A 20987-nucleotide genomic window follows, 5' to 3' on the forward strand; every position below is an offset into this window, starting at 1 on the left:
CACGGACAGTGCCAACTACTCCCCCATATTAACTTTATGATAACAAATCAAGAATAGCTTGTCAATGTTGTCCCAATTATTATTTTGTTTTTTCTTCATATAATGCACTTACTTCTTCAATAGATCCATCTGCAATTAATTTACCTTTTTCAAGTAAAATCGCCCGATTACAGATTCTTTGTACTTGAGGTAAGGAATGTGATACAAATAAAACTGTAATTCCTTTGTCAAACATGGAATTTATTTTCTTTTCACATTTCTTTTTAAATTTTGCATCTCCTACCGCTAAAACTTCATCTAAGATAAGAATATCCGGTTCAACTACTGTTGCAATGGCAAAACCAAGTCTTGATTTCATCCCCGAAGAATAATTCTTAAGGGGTACATTAATAAAATCCCCAAGCTCAGAAAATTCTACAATTTCATTCAACTTTTCATTAATAAAATCTCTGGAATAACCTAACATGGTACCATATAAATATATATTCTCCAGACCCGTATACTGTTTTTCAAATCCGGCACCAAGCTCTAACAATGGAACAATTCTTCCTGTTGCAGAATAGGAGCCTTCTGTTGGTTTTAATACACCGGCTAAAATTTTAAGTAAGGTACTTTTTCCTGCTCCATTTAATCCCAGGATTCCAAGGCGCTCTCCCTTTTTTAACTGGAAGGAAACATCTTTCAAAGCCCAAAATTCATTATATTTAATTTCTTTTTTTATTGTTTTTATAACATATTCTTTTAAGTTATCTACTTTTTGGGTACTCATATTAAATCTCATGCCAATATTCTTTACATCTATTACTACTTTGTTCACGATGAACCTCCTACTGTATGGGGTGTATAGCTTACACATTTGATTATAATTGATAATCCACTTATTATAACTGTTTTCCCTTAATTATTCAAGTCTATTCAAAGAATCAAAATGCAATTGCAAATCCTATTGGTTTTCATTAATCAGTTTGTTGTTCATTCCCATTTGTTATTAGCATTTTCTCTACCGGTACATCAGAAAGTTTTCTAACAATATAATGAAATGGCCTCAGAGAAAGAAACAAGGTCAATGAAACAGAGAATACTATTGTTAATCCCATCTCTAATCTGGTATCAATATTGGTATATACATCTGTTAAATACTCAATTGATTTATAAATCAATCCATGGAGTAGATAAATACTCATGGTTCTCTGCCCCAGTTTAGTATACCAGTGCTTCCCTCTAGGTATAATAATTGCAATAAGATAAATAATCAATGTGGCACATAGATAGGCAATCAGACGGTAGAGCCACCCATATTGCGCCTCTCCGATCTTTTCATAGGAATTTTTCATACTTAATATACTAAAATTAATATGTTCTGCTTCTAAGTACACAACACCGAATAACAATAATAAAGATATTAAGGAACATATTTTTACTGAGTATCTTTTGCCAAATTCCATAAATTTACTTTTGTCAAATTTATACCCTAATATAAAAAATGGCAGAAAAGCTACCGTTCTTCCAATGGCAGCAAACTCTCCTATGGAAGTATCAAAACCAACAAGAATACCTAAGAGGAAAGATATTGGTACGATTCCTTTCACTAAAATAATTTTGTCAATTAATACCCGCCAGCAAAACAGAGAGAGCAAAAACCATAAAGAGTATTTGGGAAGCAGCAGACGAAAATCTGTTGGTCTCCCCCATACATAATTTAGTACAATATGATAGACAATCTGTAATCCAACATATGGTACAAATATTCTTTTTACCAGTTTCAATAGATCATTTTGTTTCGAAAAATAAGCACATATGAACGCAAATGCCGGCATGTGGAATAAATAAATTGATGTCTCAATAAATTTCATAGTATGGCTGTCGTTACGAAAAGGTCCTATAAAGTGCGCAACCACAACAAGTACCGCTAACATTCCCCTATAGTTATCAAAATAACTGTCTCTTTGCATAATTTACAAGTACCTCCTTTTCCGGCAATAAAGACAGATAAGGAGGTACTTGTGATATACATGTTAACCGTGAATAATACTATACATGAAGTATAAATTTATCTTGTTTCTTAACAAACATAATCATTCCAATAATCATTACCGCAAAACTAAAACCTAAAGATATCATTAATGCTCTGTTATCCAGTGGCTGCCCATAAATAGCATTTCGGAAGTTCATAATTACTGAATATAATGGATTGATTTCCAATAACCATCCATAACCAGCTTTAATGATCCTGGCAGGAGTATAGAAAATTGCAGATGTATACATTACTAACATCAATGCTACAGACCAAAGATACTCAAGATCCCTGAAAAACACAGATAATGTACACAGAATCAATCCGACACCAAAAGTCATCACCACAATGATAAGCAATGGTATGAATGCCTGTAATAAGTAGATGCTTGGCTTAATTTTTAAAACAGCTGCCACCACTACAAGAATGATTAACGAAATTAAGAAAATTACATAATTCGATAATACACTGGCAAGTGGATAGATATATTTTGGTACATATACCTTCTTAATCATGCCGCTATGAGTACGAATTGATTTCATTGCGGCTTTGGTACTATTTGAAAAGAATGTATATAGTAATCGGCCAGATAAAATGTACACTGGAAATGTTGGATCTTTATTTCCCAACAGAGAACCAAATACGATTGTTAGTACAATCATTGTTAGTAATGGCTCAAGTAAGGTCCATAAAATACCAAGATAAGATCTGCGGTATTTTAAAGTTATATCCTTCTTAACAAGCTCTACCAATAAAAATCGATACTTCATGAAGTTTTTAATGTAACTGTTCACTTTTTCTCTCCATATCTTAATCTTTACAAAATTATTTGATGTTTTTCTTTAGATGATTGAAATTCTGTAATAATTTATTGATTTCAACATCATCTATCTGTGACATTAACTGGTTACGTTTTGCAACTAAATTCATTGGTTTCTTATGATTTGCTGCATATGCTTTATCATAGGTGGATTCGATGAGATTAAATTGATCCTTGAATTCTTCAAAGAACTTTAAACCTTGTTCGTTATTAATTTTAATAACAGACACACCTTTTTGATCAAACATCTCAGGATGCTGATTCTCAATCCCCCAATAATCACCTATAGTAATATCGCCGACCCCTAGTTTTAAATCCGCAAATTCGCAAGTATAACAACATGGTCTTTGAATATTGTTGCTTAAAAATGCTCTGTTAAAGTTATTCTTATTCGCTTGTTCTAATAGCACTTCTCCAGATTCAAATTTAATGCATACATATGGTGTACTCCAACCTCGAAGCTTATTTCTAAACTCAAAGTCGATCACTTTTGATTTATACAGATTTTCTAAATATTCAATATATAATCCGAATACTTTTGGTGATGGAGTTCCATGACATATAATCTCAACCGTATATAAATTATCATAATCTTTACGAAGATAATTTTTAAGGCCCGCAATCTGACATGGATTACCAGAGTACAATACAGGAGTTCCATTATCAAGCAATTCTTTCACTCGAGGTTTTACGTCTCTGCTATCTGGAAAAACATATTTGGAACCTCGGAATGCCTGACATTCTTCTTCTGTTCCGGCGATATCATATATAACTTCCATGTCATCGGTATATTTCACTCCAACAATCTTACCACCACGGGCAAGAATATTTTTATACATTGGCGTGAACATTCCACCACTGGTACTTTGTTCAAGTGTTTCATCGCTTTTATGCATTGCTGCATATACTTTAGGGAATATATCTACCTTTTCTTCTTTATGCATGTGGTTCCCATAAGGACATACTTTTCTGCACATGTTACAATGAATACATTTTTCTTCATCGATGACCGGATATTTGAAACCTTCTTTATCTTCTACCATAATTATGGCAGAAGTAGGGCAGATGTCCCTACATGCATTACATCCAAAACAAGAATAGATATCTTTTGTATCAAAATATTTATCATTTTCAGTAATAGGCTTGTTTGATGTTTTCGGTCCTTCAATTGCAGTCTTAAGAAACTGGATGGATTCTTCCCTAAGTGTAAGTCTTGCTCTTTCCACTGCATCATAATCGATATCTAAATCTGCTAAATCTTCTGGCAGATCACCTGGTTCTGCTATCATATGATTTACAATACCAAGAGAATCCAGAAGGTGTCTCATCCTCTCAGGATTCTGAAAATGAGGAATAGTGATAAAATTTCTTTCATATATGATTGAAAATACCGTTGCATGAAAAGAATTGGCAATAACATATTTTGCATTGGCAATATATCCAACAAACTCTTCCGGGCTACCATTCGTAAATTTCTTTAACTCATTGGTAAAGTCATAATCTTCACGGTTATGAATGATAGGAAGTCCGGTTCTATTAGACATCTCCTGCGCCATTGCATTCAATCTCTTATCTATTTTCTTTATGTGTACATTATGAACATAGATATAATCCTGTTTTATTTTTGGATCTTTCTTTAATTTATCATACATTTCTCTCTTTAAAAGTAATGTAGGATCTAATACTACTGAAACTTCCTTATCGGTAAGTTTTGAAATTGCTTCTTTTGCCTTTTCTTCTCTTACTGATATATAATCGAAATTACGCAGGTATCTTTGGAACAGAGTGTGCTCTACTTCTGGTATCTCATCTCTTCCGATACTTGCAGCATAGGAAACACGTTTGATTTCTTCTTTCCCAAAGGAAAGCAGATAGGCAGGATTAACACCTTTTGTCAAACCACCATTCCAGATTTGATCACTCCCTGCAATCATAATATCATAATCAAAGTTTGCCTTATTCAGATCAGGATATTTTGTAATTGGTTCTGTGGTATTTAAAGTATGATTGATGAATCGTTCAAATTCACGAAATTTTCTGGTTTTGTCCGGCTCCGTTTTCATCTTCTTCAAATACTGTAGTAAATGAACTGCTTTGTTTAATTTACCATGTTTAAATGGGTTTCTTGGTTTGTATAAGCTGTATAAATTATCTGTTGCTGGTAATCTATAATTAATTATTTCAACTTGGTGACCTTCATTTTTTAAGTATTCCTGAAGGGCCCAGGCTTGTAAAACAGCACCATAATTATGAGCACTGTTAAACGTTATAATTCCTATTTTCATAATACACCTCTCTAGCTATTCGAATAGTGAGTCAAAATGTTCCACTGCTTCTCGGTTGTACTCATCATAATTAACATTCATGGCTTTTACTTCACCCTTCATAAAAGCAATCATACCATTCTTTAGGCCTTTTTCACTTGTCTCTACTAAATAACCGCCATGATCTTTCACAAAGCCTTGTGGTCCAGGAATATCTGTTGACATGGTTGGTATGCCAAGAGCATCTGCTTCCAATAATGTCAGACCCAAACCTTCATAATAAGAAGATAACATAAAGAAATCGCACTGTTTCAGAACCGGCATTGGATTCTTCATAGATTTGATTATTATTATATTAGCCTCAGAATTGTTCGCATATTCCAGTGTCTGGTTATAAAGGACACCGTGTCCACCAATAATGATCAAATAAACATCCTTATATTTTGCACTGAACTTTTCAAAAGCTTTCATGAGCATCATATGGCCTTTTTCCGGTGAGAATCGACCAATCGTAATAAATTTCTTTTTATCACCAGCTAAAATTCCTTCTAACTCTTGCTGGGTTATATTACATTTTGTATCAACATCAAAAGTTAATGGTTCGTTTGCCTTGCGAATTATTTCATTATGGGCATGGCAATTATTTACGACTACAATATTGTCTTCTCTTCCGCTGATCTCTAAGGTTGGAGGTACAATATCTCTTGTAACAACTGCTACCTTATCATATTTTTGGTAAGCATTCTTTAAGGTCAGATAATGCTGGTTGGCTCTTGTTTTCATCTCAGCAACCATATCATTATGAACATAAATAGATTTTGATCCTTCAAATCTCTGAAATAAATTGATTGCCTTTTTCTCATAACCTGCAAACTGTATTGCATGGTCAAAATGAACATCTCCAAACTGTTTTTTCCATTCTCTTTTATAAAGCCGGTCTAAATATTTCTCAGTAAATTCATTTTCTTTATCCAGTTTAAAATAGAGAGTATATGCTATCGCTTCTAATAATGTAAAGCTTTCACTGCTGCTCATGGGATAGATGCCAACTTCTTCCGGAATCTGTGCAGCTCGCAGTGGTGTCTTTCTAAGTGCATGTTCATTAAATGTAACAAAATAATTTCGTTTCTTTAGATCAATATTATTAAAAAGATTTAAAAGGGAAGTTGTCAATCCATTCTTTGCTAATGCAGAACCAAACATAATAACCGTATCTTTGCCATTCTTAGGAAGTTTTTCTTCCCTGCATACCTTTTCCCCTTTAATCACATGCTTACAAATCCGCTCTGCAGCTCCCGGACCATCGTAAGTACAGCATTCTTTTAGAAACTGTGTATCATCATATTTTTTTGGAGAATTTAATTCACGAACTAGATCTTTCACAGATTTAACCACCGGAAATGGCAGACTATCCAGAGAAACATAAAGCCCACGTTCTCCAATATATTCTGTTTCATCATAAGCAAATAATATGACTTTTTTCCCGGTATTGGCAAAATCATAAAATACACTTGAATAATCTGTAATTAAGCAATCACACATATTCATGAATTCATAGGCATCATATTGGTCTGGATAAGGTTTAATATGTTTATATTTTGAGTAATCCACATCTTTACTTACAAATGGATGTAATTTCACATATAGCACCTGGTTGTCTTTCAACTTTTTATCAAGTGGTTTTAAATGATATTCTGTTACTGCCAGTAAATGTTCTGTATTTTTTTTGGTAACTGTACCACGCCATGTAGGCATATAGATAAACACCTGCTTATCTTCCAGTCCAAGTTCTCTCTTAATATCTTGTCCAATTTCTTTATGAAAAAAAACAGAGTTCCTAGGATACCCCTCGTTAAGAATAGTTCCATCATATAAACCTCTCAGCATATATGCATCTACCATCTTTTCTTTCATATAATCGTTTGGATAGATTAAATAGTCTGCAATCAGAAGATTTCTTTGAACGTTTCCCATTGCATAAGCTCTGTCTGCTACATCACGTCCCATCTTCTTAAGTGGAGTTCCATGCCATGTGTTTGTGATTACTTGTCCTTCTTTTTTCACATAAGACCGATTAAAAGAAGTATCTGTAAATAAATATTTAGCGATTGCCAAATACTTGTAATAATTATATGAATTTGTACGGATCATTTGTACATTCTTGATACCGTACTTATCTAATTGATTCTGTATTGATTCACGTTTGCTCTCTAATACAGACAGACAAACAGTATAATCTTCATATTCCGGTCTTGATAACTCTAATAATATGTGAAACATATTACCTGCTAAATCACTGCCGTTCTTAGATTCAACCAGTATTAGTTTCTTATTTAGCTTTGCATTATAATAATAATATGAATAATAAGAATTCAGTATAATTACTTTTGATTTCTTATATACATTTTTTAATTTCATTTTTGCTTATTACACTCCTTCGTAATAATTATTTAAACTCACTCGTATTGCAATGTCCCTATTATAATATCTCACGTATTTACAAAAGTCAACGTTATTATATACCATGGTAATCGGCGCAATTCCTTTTAAGTTATGTACTTTTCCGGCATTATTATCAAGTTTTATAAAAAGATTTTATATTTTTTTTATTTATTGCAACCTTTTGATGTTTTTATTAGTATTACCATTATAAGGTTTAAATTGATTATTTTAACGATAAAGAACCAATGGCAATATATACCTGATGATTTACACATTTTTATTTTAAAAGGAGAGATTTTATGAAAAAGAAATTAAGCATTATTTTATGTAGTACAATGTTACTTAGTTCTTTCCCTATGAATATTCATGCCAGTGAGATTGGAAATCCCATCATAAGTCCAGAAGCATCTGTTAGCAGGGAAGCATCTGCTGCCAGCGAACCAACCTCTGAGAATCTTAAAAAAATAACATCCACGGTAAAAGGGAAGGTTTCCATACCTAAGAGTTTCACCAATTTTGATTATCATTATAATACAAAAGATAATTATGGGGCTGCCAGCTGGGAATTAATCTGGAGCAATTCAAAAGAAACTGAAAGAATCTCTGTAATGTGTGATGAGGCGGGTAATATACTAAATTATTATCGCTTTTCAGAAAATCAATACACACGCAGCAAACCAAAATATTTAAAATCCCAGCTACAGGGAAAAGCAGAACAATTTATTAAAAAAATAGCTCCTGCTGTGGCCAAAAAAATTAAAATTACAGATTCTAATCCCGTAAGTATCTATAGCGGACAGTACACATATAGTTATATACGTATGGAAGGCAATATTCCAATGCCGGATAATGGAGTAAGAATATCTGTGAATTATGAAACTGGGGAAATAATCTCCTGCTCCATTAACTGGTTATATGATATTACTATCCCCTCCTCTTCTGCGGTTATCACAAAAAAGGAAGCTACAGAAAAGATTAATGATAAAGTTAAAATGGAACTGGCATATAGGGCAGCCTATACAACAGATAAATCCGGCAAAACAACTGCCAGAGCATTCCTTGTATATGAGCCTGATAAAGATTATATTGCTGTAGATGCAAAATCAGGAAAAGTATATCTTACGAAGAATGAATATGTCTATAATTCTGATTCTTTCACAGAAGGGGCTACAAGGGATGAAGCAGCATCTGAAGAGAAAAACGCTGGTTCTCCATTAACAGACAAAGAAATCGAAAGTATTGATAAGTTGAATGATTTAATCTCTAAAGAAAGCGCTATTAATAAAGTGAAGGGAGAAGACAACCTCCTTATTGATAGCAATGCCACTGCAATTACTGCTAATTTAACACAAAGCTATTCTAATAATAATGAAAAGAACTTTGTTTGGAATATTAATTTTACTGATCCGAGAGACCTTAAGAATGAAAGCTACAGAGCCTATGCCAATGCATCTGTAGATGCGAAAACCGGTCAGATTATTTCTTTCTATGCAAGTGTTCCTAATTATTATGATATTGGCGAAAATAAATGGAATGAAGTTAAAGTAATTTACACAAAAGAACAAGGTCAGACGACTTTTGAGAATTTCTTAAAGAAACAGATTCCTTCCTATTACAATAAGTCCAAACTCTCTAATACGGAACATGATTATATTATCGCATATAAAGAACAAAATCCGGTATATGGGGGATATCGTTATAACTATGACCGTGTAAATGAAGGTATTCCATTTGCATCTAACGGAATTACCGGTTCCGTGGATGGAGTAACCGGCAAAATCTATCGTTATCATTATAACTGGGATGAAAATATCAAATTCGAATCTTCAAAAGGAGTTATGTCGGCAAAAGAAGCATTTACCCATTATATCGGTAAAGAAGGATATGATCTTGTTTATGAGATCAATACCATTTATAAGCTCGGTAATAAAACAGTTAAAACTTATGATCAAATTACAAAATATGAAGTCAGATTAGTCTATAGAACTGATATTAATCCTACCGCTATCTCACCATTTACAGGAAAACAACTTGACTATAATGGTGAAGTATATGTAAAAGAAACTAATTATTCTTACTCTGATATTGGATCTCATAAAGCTAAAAGTGCAATTCTGCTTCTGGCAGATATGGGAGTCGGTTTTGAAGGAAGTAAATTCCTCCCAAACCAAAAGATTACATCAAAAGAATTTACTACTCTTCTTACACAGCTTGGTTATCGTACTGAGGACTTAAAATTAAGTACAACTGCAAAAACCATTACTCGTACCAATGGAGTAAAAGCATTAATTACATTAGCCGAATTGGATAATGTAGCTAAGATAAAAGGTATCTATACAACAAGCTTTAAAGATCAGGCTCAAATTCCTAAGGATGATTTAGGTTATGTAGCTCTGGCACAGGGTCTTGGAATTGTAAATGGAACTACTTTCAGACCAAAAGCTGCCATAACCAGAGGAGAAGCCGCCCAGATGATTGTTAACTTTTTAAAAGCTGATATTAAATAAAAACACTTGGGACTGTTGCAAAATACTTATCTCTTTGCAACAGTCCCTTTCTTTCTGCCTAAATGTACTTACCTTCCAATTCAACTAACAGATTAAAATATTTTTCCTGAATACCGTTATTATTTGCTTCATTTTCAAATTCTGCTGATAATTCATTCACATGTTCCAGAACTTCAGGGCTTAGCTTTTTAGCTGCAAATGTATATACCACATCATCTTCTTTTCCAATATGTCTGGCCAGAAGATTTGCATATCCTACTCCATTGGCTATTACATCCAGTTTGCTCTCTTCATCTCCTGATTTTACACGTTCCAAAGCAAGTTCTAGATCTCTTATATATAATCTGCCTTGATCATGTTCCACTAACATTCCGTGAGAAATAAGATTTTTTCCTATTTCCCCTAAGTTATTCAGCATTTCTTGAAAAAGGAATTTTTCTTCTTTGCCATGATGATGTGCATCCGCATAATTTCTTATAAAATCAATCATTTTTGCAAAATCATCATAATTGATTTCCATACCTTTTAAAATATTAAAACTTGCATTTCGAACAACTTTCAGCATCCTTAAGATATATTTATGTTCTGCAACCATTAAATCTATACTATTCATTATAATCCTCCGATCTGTTTTCTACTTTTTATCATACTTGTTACTTCATCAACCTTTATATATTCAAAATTTGTTTCACTGATAAAGCCCCGGATAAACGCTTCTCTTAATATATAATAGTTGTTTACATCTCCACCTATTTCATTCCAATATTGTTTATGAACACAAGTATTTCTCTTCCACTTTACTAATTCTTCGTCTCCTTCAATCACACTATTGGCATGATCGCATGGCATACCATCCAATAAACTATCACTTATGGCTTTATAAATTACAGCCGCACTTTCTTCTGCAGAAGAAGTTTCATTACCTCTCGTAAAGAAAATTTCCTCTAATTCAGTTAAAAGCTCTCGATTTTTTTCTAATAATATAGTTACACTATATGCCAATTTATATTCTACTTGCGAAACAAGGCTCTGTAACCATCCATGGATATTTCCCTCATCTATGACCTGTTCTAATGCTCTTGTTTCCGTAACACCATATTTATTTTCTAATTCCATTCTTAAGTTGAAACCCGGTATTTTTTGTTCACTTAATGCTATAATGTCTTCCACTAAATCATTTTGTATCTGTATTTTATTATATAACCAAAAATGTATCGGTCCTAAAAATGCGCTCATATTGCCTCCTGTTTTGTCTTTAAATTGTATTTTATTATTGTAACCACTTACTTATAATGATATTATAAAGTATATTCAACTTTTCAATGTATCCCTGGATACAATTCGTTTTTAGTATAATAAATATTATTAACAAATTATTTATTTTATAAAATATTTCTAATATGTATCTATGGCTACACCCTAATTTTTAAAATTATGCTATATTGTACTTGAAATTGGATTATAATAATGTAAAATAGAATAATAAATATAAAGGAGGCTTATTATGGCTAAAATAGATAAATCAATGATTATTGCTGATATTTTAAGAGTAGATCAAGGTGTTGTTCCTATTCTTTTACAATCAGGCATGCACTGTTTAGGATGTCCTTCTTCTCAGATGGAATCACTTGAAGATGCATGTATGGTTCATGGAATCGATCCTGATGAATTAGTAGAAGATTTAAATAATTATCTGGATGCAACAAACTAATCAATAATAAAAAAGCTTATATGAAATAAAAGATACCTGTAAAGTAAAAACAATTTCTTTACAGGTATCTTTTTTTATAGTATAGAAATCTAACGTAAAAAAGGCGCCCCACAGTTTAGTGAGGCAGCCCCATATTTAAATAGAGTATGTTATTTATCCAGATGAATTATGCTAAGAACATTTTGATATCATCTTCAACATTAGTGATTCCACCAATACCAAAGTTTTCAACTAAAACTTTCGCTACATTTGGAGACAGGAATGCTGGTAATGTTGGTCCAAGGTGAATATTCTTTACTCCCAAGTATAATAGAGAAAGAAGTACAATAACCGCTTTTTGTTCATACCAGGCAATATTAAATGCGATTGGTAATTCATTAATATCTTCAAGACCAAATACTTCTTTTAATTTTAATGCAATTACAGCCAAGGAATAAGAGTCATTACATTGTCCTGCATCAAGTACTCTTGGGATACCATTGATATCGCCTAATTCTAATTTATTATATTTATACTTTGCACAACCTGCTGTTAAAATAACAGTATCCTTTGGAAGTGCTGCAGCAAATTCAGTATAATAGTTTCTAGACTTTTGACGTCCGTCACATCCTGCCATAACAAAGAATTTCTTAATAGCGCCAGTTTTTACTGCTTCAACCACTTGATCTGCTAATGCTAATACTTGATTATGAGCGAATCCACCAATGATTTCACCTTCTTCAATTTGTGTAGGTGCACTGGATTTTTTAGCCATTTCAATAACAGCTGAGAAATCTTTATGTCCATTTTCATCTTTATCAATATGTTTACATCCTGCAAATCCTGCAGTACCAGTTGTAAATAATCTGTCTTTATAAGAATCCTTTGGAGGCACGATACAGTTAGTTGTCATAACAATTGGTCCATTGAAACTTTCGAATTCTTCTTTTTGTTTCCACCATGCATTACCATAATTACCTACAAAGTTGCTATATTTCTTGAATTCCGGATAGTAATGAGCCGGAAGCATTTCTGAATGAGTATATACATCTACTCCAGTTCCCTGAGTTTGTTCTAATAATTGTTCTAAATCTTTTAAATCATGACCTGAGATTAAGATACCAGGGTTCTTACCTACACCAATATTGACTTTTGTGATTTCTGGGTTACCATAAGATGAAGTATTGGCAGTATCCAATAATGCCATACCATCCACACCGTATTTACCTGTCTCTAAAGTAAGCGCTACAAGATCATCTGCAGTCATGCTATCATCTAAAGTTGCTGCTAATGCTTTTTGCATAAATCCAGCAATATCTTCGTTGTCGTAATTTAATTCATTGGCATGTTTTAAATATGCTGACATACCTTTTAATCCATATATGATAAGTTCTCTTAAACTTCTTACATCTTCATTCTCAGTAGCAAGTACACCTACTGATACTGATTTTGCATCAAATTCTTCTCTTGTAGAAGCAGTCCATAATGCTGCCTCATGTAATGAATCTTTCTCTGTTACTTTTGCAAGCAGTTCTTCTTTTATTCTTAATGTGTCTATGATTCTTTGATAAAAAACATCATTGTCAAAGTTAGCATTTGTAATTGTAGTGAAAAGATTTAAAGTAATATGATGATTTACTGCTGCAGAGATTGTTTCTCCTTGCTCTCTTAATCTCGTCGTTACGACACTTAGTCCTTTTGTTACATAAATTAATAAATCTTGAATATTAGCAAGTTCAGGAGATTTTCCACAGACACCAAAACTAGTGCATCCTGTACATCCTGCAGTTTCTTGACATTGAAAACAAAACATCTTATTATCCATCCATCTAACTCCTTTTCATTTTGTTATTGATTTGATAGGCTTAGTATAATATAATTAATTTAAATTTAATGTAGCTGTAGCTACAAAAGTAAAAAACTAAAAATTTTTAAAAAATCCATAAATGCTCATAAGGAGGCCAAAATGATTGAATATACCGATACTTTATTAAAATGCGCCTTGTTTAAAAATATAAAAGAACAGGATTTAGAACATCTGTTACTGTGTTTAAATTCTTATACTAAAAATTATAAAAGTGATGAATATGTATTCTTTGCTGGAAAAGAAGTGAATTATATCGGCGTCATTCTAAGTGGTTCTATTGAAATCATCAAAGAAAACCAGGCCGGGAGTGTTCATATTATGGCCTTTTTAGGTCCTTCCCATATATTTGCCGAGGGTATTGTGTGCACAAAAGCAAGAATTTCACCTGTTACCATAAGAGTGAAAGAAGATTCTAAGATACTATTCATTCCTTATGAACGGATCACAAGAAGCTGCGGAAATTCATGTAACTTCCATATTAGTTTAATACAGAATATGATGATGATTCTTGGGGAGAAAAACTTTAACTTAAATACTAAAATAGAACTGCTGACATTAAAAGGTATGCGTGAAAAGATTGCTTCTTTCCTTTTAAATGAAGCCAAAATACATAATAGTCTCACATTTCAAGTCATTCCAAATCGTAATGAATTAGCTGAATACCTAAATGTATCCAGGACTTCCATGTGCAGGGAATTAGCTAAATTAAAAGAGGAAGAAATCATAGATTATTATCAGAATTCCTTTAAAATCCTGAATATGGATGCATTAAAAGAATGTTTAATGTAACTTATATAATTTATAGAAAAAGGGCATTTGCAATTATGAATAGTTTCACCATTGCAAATGCCCTAAATTTTTAATCGATCTATGTTTTTATAAAGATTTTCCTGTTCCATTCTGTTCTTTACTGGAAGGACAACTTGAAACCGTGCTATGGCTGCATCCGCTGCATCCACTGCATCCAGTCTCCCCCTTCTTTTTCCTTGATATATTATAATATATAACACCGCCAAGACAAAGAACGATAATTCCTACAACAATAATATCTATCATATAATCTACCTCCAATATTATAAACCAGTTCTAAAATTTAGGATCTGATTACTTCATAATGATAGTTTCAATTTCTTCTTCTTTTATAAATCCTTTCGTTCTCAATCCAATCTCTAATGCTTCTTTCCATGCAGTAGCGGATAATGAAAGAATTTTTTTATTATTTAATGTAATCGCAAACCCATCCTGTTTCTTATTTGAACTGTCATAAGATATGCGATAAAGGTTTCTTCGGTCAATTACTCCAATTTCTTCTAAAGTCTTGACCATTCGATAGACCGTTGCAATTCCAATGGACGGGTCTTTCTCATTTGCCTGATAATAGATTTCTTTACAGCAGGAACACTTATTATTTAAGATAATATCTAAAATAATTTTTCTCTGCTTTGTAATTCGAAAACCTTTATCTCTTAATTGATTTAATAATAACTCTTTATTCTTCATAATTTTGTCTCCAAGCCAAGCGGAATCAAACTGGTTTGATTCTATTTGGCGCAAATTCCAAGAGTGAAAACGTCTTTCTTTCACTCTTTGTCTCCAAGCCAAGCAGAATCAAGCTGGTTTGATTCTATTTGGTATAACTACAAGAGGCCTTTGTAAAAGCCTCTTGTATCCTGTTAGAATATAATGTTTCCAACTACATTAATAATTAAAGCTACTATGTAAGCAACGAGCATCTGGAAACCTACCGCTCTCAATGTCCATTTAATGGAACCCATTTCTCTACGGATTGCACCAACTGCTGCAAAACATGGCATACATAAAAGATTAAATGCCATATATGAATATGCGCTTACATTAGTAAATACATTAGATATCTGTGGCAGTGCCTGTTCACCGGCGCTAATAGCCTCAATAGCTGCCTCATCATTGATTCCTGCATATAGTTGTCCAAAGGTTGCAACAATATTCTCTTTTGCAATCCAGCCTGTAACAACACCAACACTCGCTCTCCAGTCAGCAAATCCAAGAGGAGCAAATATTATCTTAATCGCATTTCCAATGGATGCTAAAAAGCTTTCTTCCATATCGCACATTCCGCCAAAATTAAAGTTTGATAATAACCAGATTAATATAGTAGAGCCAAAAATAATCGTACCTGCTTTGATTGCAAAGCCTTTTACTTTTTCCCATGCGTGAATTAATACACTTTTAATAGTCGGCAAACGGTATTGAGGTAATTCCATAATAAAATTAGATGCCTCACCATTAAACACAAACTTATTTAATATAAATGAACTTAATATTGCAACGATTAAGCCAAGCATATAAATTGAAAATACTATCATTGTTTGATTTTGGTCTGCAAATAATGTCACCGCAAACATGGCATAAATAGGAAGCTTTGCACCACATGACATAAATGGTGTAATCATCATGGTAATTTTTCTGTCTTTATCACTTTCTAATGTTCTTGATGCCATTAAAGCGGGAACGGAACATCCAAAGCCCATCAACAGTGGAATAAAAGAACGACCCGAAAGACCAAAACGTCTAAAGATACGATCCATAACAAAGGCAATTCTAGCCATATAACCGCTGTCTTCCAAGAAGGACAATAGCAGGAATAAGACAAGTACTAAAGGAAGGAAACCGGCCACCGCACCAATACCATCCATAATGCCGCCAATCACTAATCCTAATAACCAGTCAGAAGCACCTGCCCCTACAAGAAATCCTTCCAATGCTCCGGACAAAGTTCCCCAGGCAGTCTCTACTAATCCGGCTAACCATATACCCGGACTTGGAAGACCTGGTATAAATAAGAAATTTTCACTAAAAGTACAGGCGAAAAGTATATACATTACAACTGCAAAAATAGGTAATGCTAAAATACGATTTGTTAATATCTTGTCTAATTTATCTGATCTCGTTTCAGAATATCCTTTATTAGCTTTTTTAACAGCTTGCTTAACAAGCTTAGCTATAAATTGGTATCTTAAATCTGCGATTTTTGCTTCTGTATCACCGTCTGCTGCTTTTTCAGCCTCTTTGATAATCCCTTCGATTACTGATTTCTGAGAATCTGATAAAGTTGCTGTAATTATTTCGTCACCTTCTACGATTTTTAATGCTTTCCAATCTTTATCTTCTTCTCTTTCTTCTTTTAAAACAGCCTTTACTTCTTGAACCGCATTTTTAATATTTTCATCAAAAACATCAATAGGTTTATTTACTGTTTTATTCTTTACTACAGTAGCTGCCACTTCCATTAACTCATTAAGCCCTTTGCCACTTCTTGCAGTAATTGGAACAACTGGAACTCCAAGACTTTTTGAAAGTTTATTGTAATCAATTGAGTCCCCTCTCTGGGCTACTTCATCCATCATATTTAGAGCAACAATCATAGGAATCTCCGTTTCTGCGATTTGAAGCGTTAAATAGAGATTACGTTCAATACTGGTAGCATCAACAATATTTATCACTGCATCCGGTTTCTCTTTCACGATATAATCTCTTGCAATGATTTCTTCTGCTGAATAAGGAGACAATGAATAAGTTCCTGGTAAATCCAGAATTGATATCTCTTTATTCTTCTTATATGTACCTTCTTTTTTATCAACTGTTACACCAGGCCAATTTCCTACATGCTGTTTTGATCCAGTCAATTCATTAAATAATGTTGTTTTACCACAGTTAGGATTCCCTGCTAATGCAATAACGTATGACATTTTTTCCTCCTCTTGGTTAGTTTCGGCTAACCACATGATATTATTTTACTTCGATCTGTTTTGCTTCATCTTTTCTTAAACTCAACTCATATCCACGAATATTAACTTCAATGGGATCTCCCAGAGGTGCTACTTTAACTACTTTCACTAAAACTCCTGGTGTAACTCCCATATCCATGATCCTTCGTCTCATAGGTCCCTTTTCTCCAATACCAATCACAGTACCTTCCTGCCCTGGCTTTAGATCTTTTAACGTCATTATCATTACCTCCTGAATTTATTCTACAATAATTTGGGATGCCAGCCCGCGGTTAAGGGCTATTTTTACACCTTTTACAAGCAGTATCATACCACTTGCATTCTCGCCCACCACTTTTACAAGTTCTCCCTTAACAAAACCAAGGTCTTGAAGATGCCTTTTCATTTCTTCTTTTCCGCGAAAGTTAGATATTACCCTAGTTTCACCGATACCTACCATAGCTAATGCCATCTCTTTCACTCACTTTCCTGCTTCTTGGCAATCACATTTAGACAATTAATTTGATGTGTTTTATCCTCTTTTTAAGATTGTTTTTGAGAATAACTTTCATTTTCTTTTAGTATTATAGTTCATTCCAAACATCATGTCAATATTTACAATCAATTTTTTAATATTTTTATCAATTTCATGGAAATCCTATGGCTGCCTAAAATATGATCTTCCTTCCATGATTCATAATTGTTTTGCGACAGCCCCCTCCTTTATGAATAACTATGGTAATTATATCCTGTTAAATATTAATAATATTTCTATCTTGATCTTTCTGGGTTGTAAACCATCCCCTTAAATATTTGTTTAATAATATTGCCGGCAATGATAAGAAAAACCATATGATTGAAAATGGTAAACATATTTGTCCCAGTAGATTAAATGGTAATTCAGAATAATCCCATATTCCTAAATTTAGCCATAAGTTTAAAATAACTCCTGCAATAAATTCCACAGTTGTTACTATTATTGATGATATCCCCATTAATCCCAGCAGAGGTATATCCCATTTATTATACTCACTAAGCAATCCCATCAACACAAAACACATTCCTCCCACGATTGCCATCGTCCAATGGGAATAGCCCCTGTTTACTATCTCTAACCCATAATAAATGGAACCGCCTACCAGCATAAGAAATGGATATTTTATAATATGTTCCATAGAATCCTCCTTAAAAGTTTAATAAAATGAAAAATTTTCTTTTTCCCTTCTACTTTTTTGTCTTGTGAAATTATATCCTTACTTAATTTGTCCACTTATTTCAAAAATAATTAGCAATATTTATAATTGGTATTATCTACAAAGACTAAATGTTCAAAATATTCAAAAATTTTACATGGTTCTATTGTCTGTGTACAAGCTAAAATAATTTAATCATTTAAAATAAAAAAGGTTTAAAAATGATTACTCATTTCTAAACCTTTTGCTTTATAGATTTTTCATTATAAATTCATAATATATATTAATTAAAATTTGAATTCATTTACTTTCTCCTGCAATTCACTGGAAAGTTCACGTAATTGATCTGCATGCTTTGTAACTTCATCCATTGTTACTGATATTTCTTCTGTAGATGCTGTAACTTCTTCTGTTGCAGATGCAGACTCTTCAGAGATCGCAGAAATATTTTCTATCTGTACTACTATATTCTCTTTCTTAGAAGCAATATCAATCGTATTTTCTTTAATCTCTGATATCTTTTCAGATAAATTACTTACTGCACTCATAATATCTCTAAATACTGCTTGTGTTTGTCCAACTATTTCGACCTGCTCTTTTACATTTTCATCAGTTATTTCCATTGCTTCTACAGAAAGTTCTGTTTTATGCCGGATCTCATCTAAAATACCTTTTATCTGTACTGTTGATACCTTAGACTGTTCCGCTAAATTTCTTATCTCATCAGCAACAACTGCGAAACCTCTGCCGGCTTCCCCTGCTCTTGCTGCCTCAATAGATGCATTCAAAGCCAAAAGGTTGGTCTGCTCCGTGATTCCATTAATCGTATCTGAAATTGCATTGATTTGATTCATACTTTTCTTCATATCATTTATTAACTGAGAAATTTTAGTGGTTGAATCCTTTGTTTCACTGGATGTCTGAATCAGGGTTTGAACTTTAATTAAACCTTGGCTGGTAAGATTGTTTGCATTATCTGATAACTGATCGATAATATTTGCAGATTCTTCCACTACATTTAATTTATCAGCCAGATCAGAAATACTATTTGCCCCCTCTACAGCATTTCTTGCCTGCTCTGTGGCTCCGTTTGAAACTTCTTCTACTGCTCTTGCAACTTCATTGACAGAAGCATTGGTTTCTACTGACATGGCAGCAAGAACTACGGCTGTATCAAGTACTGTATTTGAAGATATGCTGACTTCATTTATAAGCTTGGATATATTACCAGCCATTTCATTAAAATGGACCCCTAACTGATTAAATTCATCTTTGGATTTAATGGTTACTGATGCAGTTAAATCGCCATTGGCAATTTTCCCCATCCCATCTAATAATGTCTGAATATTTTTGCCAATGGGTTCCGTAAATCTTATACTTAATACAATGGCACAAAGACCAATTATTATTGTTATTACAATACATGTAAGCACGATTATTTGAGTATCATTTGTCAACTCTGACTCAGATAAAGAAGCCATTACCTTCCAACCGGTAACTTCACTTGTATAATACGCTCCAAATTTTTCTTCTCCTTCAAACTCGTATGTTGTAAATCCATCTTTATTTTTAAGAGCCTCATCCCAGAATGAAAGTTTTGTAACGATATCTTTTCCAATCATTGAACTATTAGGATGTGAAATCATCAGACCATCTGTATCACAGATGAATATATAACCGCTTTGACCTACTTTGATTTTAGATATGCCCGAAGAATAGTTATCAAGGTCGATATTCATACCTGCTACACCGGTAATAATGTTACCATCTGTAATTGTTTTACTTATGGACACTACTCTCTTCCCTGTGGTTGTACTGGTATATGGTTTTGAAATTACAATCTCACCCTGATGTTCCATAGCAGCTTTATACCAATCTCTGCCCTTATAATCTATATTTTTCTCTAATTTGTTTTCTGGATATGTATAATAAACTCCTTTTTCACTACCTACATATACTCCTACAATATTGTCATCTGTTTCTTTTATATTTTGTAAAAAACTTTTGGCGAAGTGGAAATATATAGGATTATCTGCACTTATCACATTCGTATCCTGAGTAATGATATTAACGGTATTTGACATGGCAGAAAAATAATTATCAATACCTCTGCTCACCTCTTGTGTCGTCTGACTACTGGTAGTCTCTAATTTATTATTTAATACCCTCTTAGAACTTATATAAGAAGTTATTCCCATTAATAGTACAGGGATCAGGCTTATCCCTAATAGCATCATAATAATTCTGCCTCTTATACTGTGTGAATTTTTTATTTCATTTTTAATGGGTGTTTTACTTCTACTTATCTTTTTTCTTCTTTGATCTTTCCTGTTCCGTTTCATTTTCTTTCTAAATATGTTCTTCAACTTAATTTTCATATTTTCCTCCCAAACCAGCTAAAACCATGATGTCCTGCTTATCTTTAGTTATAAATTAACAACATA

Annotated in this window: 18 protein-coding genes; 3 read left to right on the forward strand and 15 right to left on the reverse strand. The window is 33.0% G+C overall.

What is annotated here, in order from left to right; genetic code table 11:
* Positions 1–79: 79 nt before the first annotated feature.
* The 5 genes from EDD66_RS11325 to EDD66_RS11345 all read right to left on the reverse strand — a co-directional run bounded on the left by EDD66_RS11325 (position 80) and on the right by EDD66_RS11345 (position 7516).
* Positions 80–781 carry an ABC transporter ATP-binding protein gene (locus EDD66_RS11325; protein ID WP_408632110.1) on the reverse strand — a complete coding sequence of 234 codons (702 nt, stop codon included), beginning with the start codon at positions 779–781 and terminating at the stop codon, positions 80–82.
* Between the two features lie 175 nt (positions 782–956).
* The gene (locus tag EDD66_RS11330; RefSeq protein ID WP_123609700.1) at positions 957–1952 is read right to left on the reverse strand and encodes an acyltransferase family protein; all 996 of its coding nucleotides are present in this window, start codon (positions 1950–1952) and stop codon (positions 957–959) included.
* A gap of 79 nt (positions 1953–2031) precedes the next feature.
* A complete protein-coding gene (locus EDD66_RS11335; protein ID WP_123609701.1) occupies positions 2032–2808 on the reverse strand; it encodes an ABC transporter permease in 777 nt (258 codons plus the stop codon).
* Between the two features lie 31 nt (positions 2809–2839).
* Positions 2840–5119: a polysaccharide pyruvyl transferase family protein gene (locus EDD66_RS11340; protein ID WP_123609702.1), complete on the reverse strand. Its 2280-nt coding sequence runs from the start codon at positions 5117–5119 to the stop codon at positions 2840–2842.
* 15 nt (positions 5120–5134) lie between these two features.
* Positions 5135–7516 carry a CDP-glycerol glycerophosphotransferase family protein gene (locus EDD66_RS11345; RefSeq protein ID WP_123609703.1) on the reverse strand — a complete coding sequence of 794 codons (2382 nt, stop codon included), beginning with the start codon at positions 7514–7516 and terminating at the stop codon, positions 5135–5137.
* Between the two features lie 323 nt (positions 7517–7839).
* Here EDD66_RS11345 and EDD66_RS11350 point away from each other — a divergent pair, with 323 nt between their 5' ends.
* Positions 7840–10047, forward strand: a complete 2208-nt coding sequence (locus EDD66_RS11350) for an S-layer homology domain-containing protein (RefSeq protein ID WP_123609704.1) — start codon at positions 7840–7842, stop codon at positions 10045–10047.
* Between the two features lie 58 nt (positions 10048–10105).
* Here EDD66_RS11350 and EDD66_RS11355 read toward each other — a convergent pair whose 3' ends face one another.
* Positions 10106–10660, reverse strand: coding sequence for a hemerythrin domain-containing protein (locus EDD66_RS11355; RefSeq protein ID WP_123609705.1), 555 nt, complete (start codon positions 10658–10660; stop codon positions 10106–10108).
* Positions 10660–11283 (reverse strand): hypothetical protein, encoded by a 624-nt coding sequence (locus tag EDD66_RS11360; RefSeq protein WP_123609706.1) that lies wholly within the window; start codon positions 11281–11283, stop codon positions 10660–10662. Before EDD66_RS11360 ends, EDD66_RS11355 begins: the two co-directional genes overlap by 1 nt.
* A 268-nt stretch (positions 11284–11551) precedes the next feature.
* Here EDD66_RS11360 and EDD66_RS11365 point away from each other — a divergent pair, with 268 nt between their 5' ends.
* Positions 11552–11758, forward strand: coding sequence for a DUF1858 domain-containing protein (locus EDD66_RS11365; protein WP_123609707.1), 207 nt, complete (start codon positions 11552–11554; stop codon positions 11756–11758).
* Between the two features lie 166 nt (positions 11759–11924).
* Here EDD66_RS11365 and hcp read toward each other — a convergent pair whose 3' ends face one another.
* The gene (gene hcp / locus EDD66_RS11370) at positions 11925–13562 is read right to left on the reverse strand and encodes a hydroxylamine reductase (protein ID WP_123609708.1); all 1638 of its coding nucleotides are present in this window, start codon (positions 13560–13562) and stop codon (positions 11925–11927) included.
* Between the two features lie 141 nt (positions 13563–13703).
* On the opposite strand from hcp, the gene EDD66_RS11375 reads away from it, so the two are divergent.
* A complete protein-coding gene (locus EDD66_RS11375; RefSeq protein ID WP_123609709.1) occupies positions 13704–14393 on the forward strand; it encodes a Crp/Fnr family transcriptional regulator in 690 nt (229 codons plus the stop codon).
* A gap of 87 nt (positions 14394–14480) precedes the next feature.
* Here the strand turns inward: EDD66_RS11375 and EDD66_RS11380 are convergent, their stop codons facing one another.
* The 7 genes from EDD66_RS11380 to EDD66_RS11410 form a co-directional block, all read right to left on the reverse strand.
* Positions 14481–14660: a FeoB-associated Cys-rich membrane protein gene (locus EDD66_RS11380; RefSeq protein ID WP_123609710.1), complete on the reverse strand. Its 180-nt coding sequence runs from the start codon at positions 14658–14660 to the stop codon at positions 14481–14483.
* Between the two features lie 48 nt (positions 14661–14708).
* Positions 14709–15104 (reverse strand): Fur family transcriptional regulator, encoded by a 396-nt coding sequence (locus EDD66_RS11385; RefSeq protein WP_123609711.1) that lies wholly within the window; start codon positions 15102–15104, stop codon positions 14709–14711.
* 173 nt (positions 15105–15277) lie between these two features.
* Entirely contained in the window at positions 15278–17332 is a 2055-nt protein-coding gene (feoB, locus tag EDD66_RS11390; RefSeq protein ID WP_123609712.1) for a ferrous iron transport protein B, read from the reverse strand.
* A gap of 40 nt (positions 17333–17372) precedes the next feature.
* The gene (locus EDD66_RS11395) at positions 17373–17591 is read right to left on the reverse strand and encodes a FeoA family protein (protein WP_330511116.1); all 219 of its coding nucleotides are present in this window, start codon (positions 17589–17591) and stop codon (positions 17373–17375) included.
* Between the two features lie 18 nt (positions 17592–17609).
* Entirely contained in the window at positions 17610–17822 is a 213-nt protein-coding gene (locus tag EDD66_RS11400; RefSeq protein WP_123609783.1) for a FeoA family protein, read from the reverse strand.
* A gap of 280 nt (positions 17823–18102) precedes the next feature.
* On the reverse strand, positions 18103–18525 hold the full coding sequence (locus tag EDD66_RS11405; RefSeq protein ID WP_123609714.1) for a putative ABC transporter permease: 423 nt from the start codon (positions 18523–18525) through the stop codon (positions 18103–18105).
* Positions 18526–18830: 305 nt separating this feature from the next.
* Entirely contained in the window at positions 18831–20921 is a 2091-nt protein-coding gene (locus tag EDD66_RS11410; protein WP_123609715.1) for a methyl-accepting chemotaxis protein, read from the reverse strand.
* Positions 20922–20987 lie beyond the last annotated feature (66 nt).

Source organism: Mobilisporobacter senegalensis, from assembly GCF_003752155.1.
In the GTDB taxonomy this organism is placed as follows: Bacteria; Bacillota; Clostridia; order Lachnospirales; family Lachnospiraceae; genus Mobilisporobacter; species Mobilisporobacter senegalensis.

What these genes read in the sequence shown, in the direction of transcription:
- EDD66_RS11325 (WP_408632110.1), bottom strand. Translation starts at nt 781, where the DNA reads ATGAGATTTAATATGAGTACCCAAAAAGTAGATAACTTAAAAGAATAT.
- EDD66_RS11330 (WP_123609700.1), bottom strand. Translation starts at nt 1,952, where the DNA reads ATGCAAAGAGACAGTTATTTTGATAACTATAGGGGAATGTTAGCGGTA.
- EDD66_RS11340 (WP_123609702.1), bottom strand. Translation starts at nt 5,119, where the DNA reads ATGAAAATAGGAATTATAACGTTTAACAGTGCTCATAATTATGGTGCT.
- EDD66_RS11345 (WP_123609703.1), bottom strand. Translation starts at nt 7,516, where the DNA reads ATGAAATTAAAAAATGTATATAAGAAATCAAAAGTAATTATACTGAAT.
- EDD66_RS11350 (WP_123609704.1), top strand. Translation starts at nt 7,840, where the DNA reads ATGAAAAAGAAATTAAGCATTATTTTATGTAGTACAATGTTACTTAGT.
- EDD66_RS11355 (WP_123609705.1), bottom strand. Translation starts at nt 10,660, where the DNA reads ATGAATAGTATAGATTTAATGGTTGCAGAACATAAATATATCTTAAGG.
- EDD66_RS11360 (WP_123609706.1), bottom strand. Translation starts at nt 11,283, where the DNA reads ATGAGCGCATTTTTAGGACCGATACATTTTTGGTTATATAATAAAATA.
- EDD66_RS11365 (WP_123609707.1), top strand. Translation starts at nt 11,552, where the DNA reads ATGGCTAAAATAGATAAATCAATGATTATTGCTGATATTTTAAGAGTA.
- hcp (WP_123609708.1), bottom strand. Translation starts at nt 13,562, where the DNA reads ATGGATAATAAGATGTTTTGTTTTCAATGTCAAGAAACTGCAGGATGT.
- EDD66_RS11375 (WP_123609709.1), top strand. Translation starts at nt 13,704, where the DNA reads ATGATTGAATATACCGATACTTTATTAAAATGCGCCTTGTTTAAAAAT.
- EDD66_RS11380 (WP_123609710.1), bottom strand. Translation starts at nt 14,660, where the DNA reads ATGATAGATATTATTGTTGTAGGAATTATCGTTCTTTGTCTTGGCGGT.
- EDD66_RS11385 (WP_123609711.1), bottom strand. Translation starts at nt 15,104, where the DNA reads ATGAAGAATAAAGAGTTATTATTAAATCAATTAAGAGATAAAGGTTTT.
- feoB (WP_123609712.1), bottom strand. Translation starts at nt 17,332, where the DNA reads ATGTCATACGTTATTGCATTAGCAGGGAATCCTAACTGTGGTAAAACA.
- EDD66_RS11395 (WP_330511116.1), bottom strand. Translation starts at nt 17,591, where the DNA reads ATGACGTTAAAAGATCTAAAGCCAGGGCAGGAAGGTACTGTGATTGGT.
- EDD66_RS11400 (WP_123609783.1), bottom strand. Translation starts at nt 17,822, where the DNA reads ATGGCATTAGCTATGGTAGGTATCGGTGAAACTAGGGTAATATCTAAC.
- EDD66_RS11405 (WP_123609714.1), bottom strand. Translation starts at nt 18,525, where the DNA reads ATGGAACATATTATAAAATATCCATTTCTTATGCTGGTAGGCGGTTCC.
- EDD66_RS11410 (WP_123609715.1), bottom strand. Translation starts at nt 20,921, where the DNA reads ATGAAAATTAAGTTGAAGAACATATTTAGAAAGAAAATGAAACGGAAC.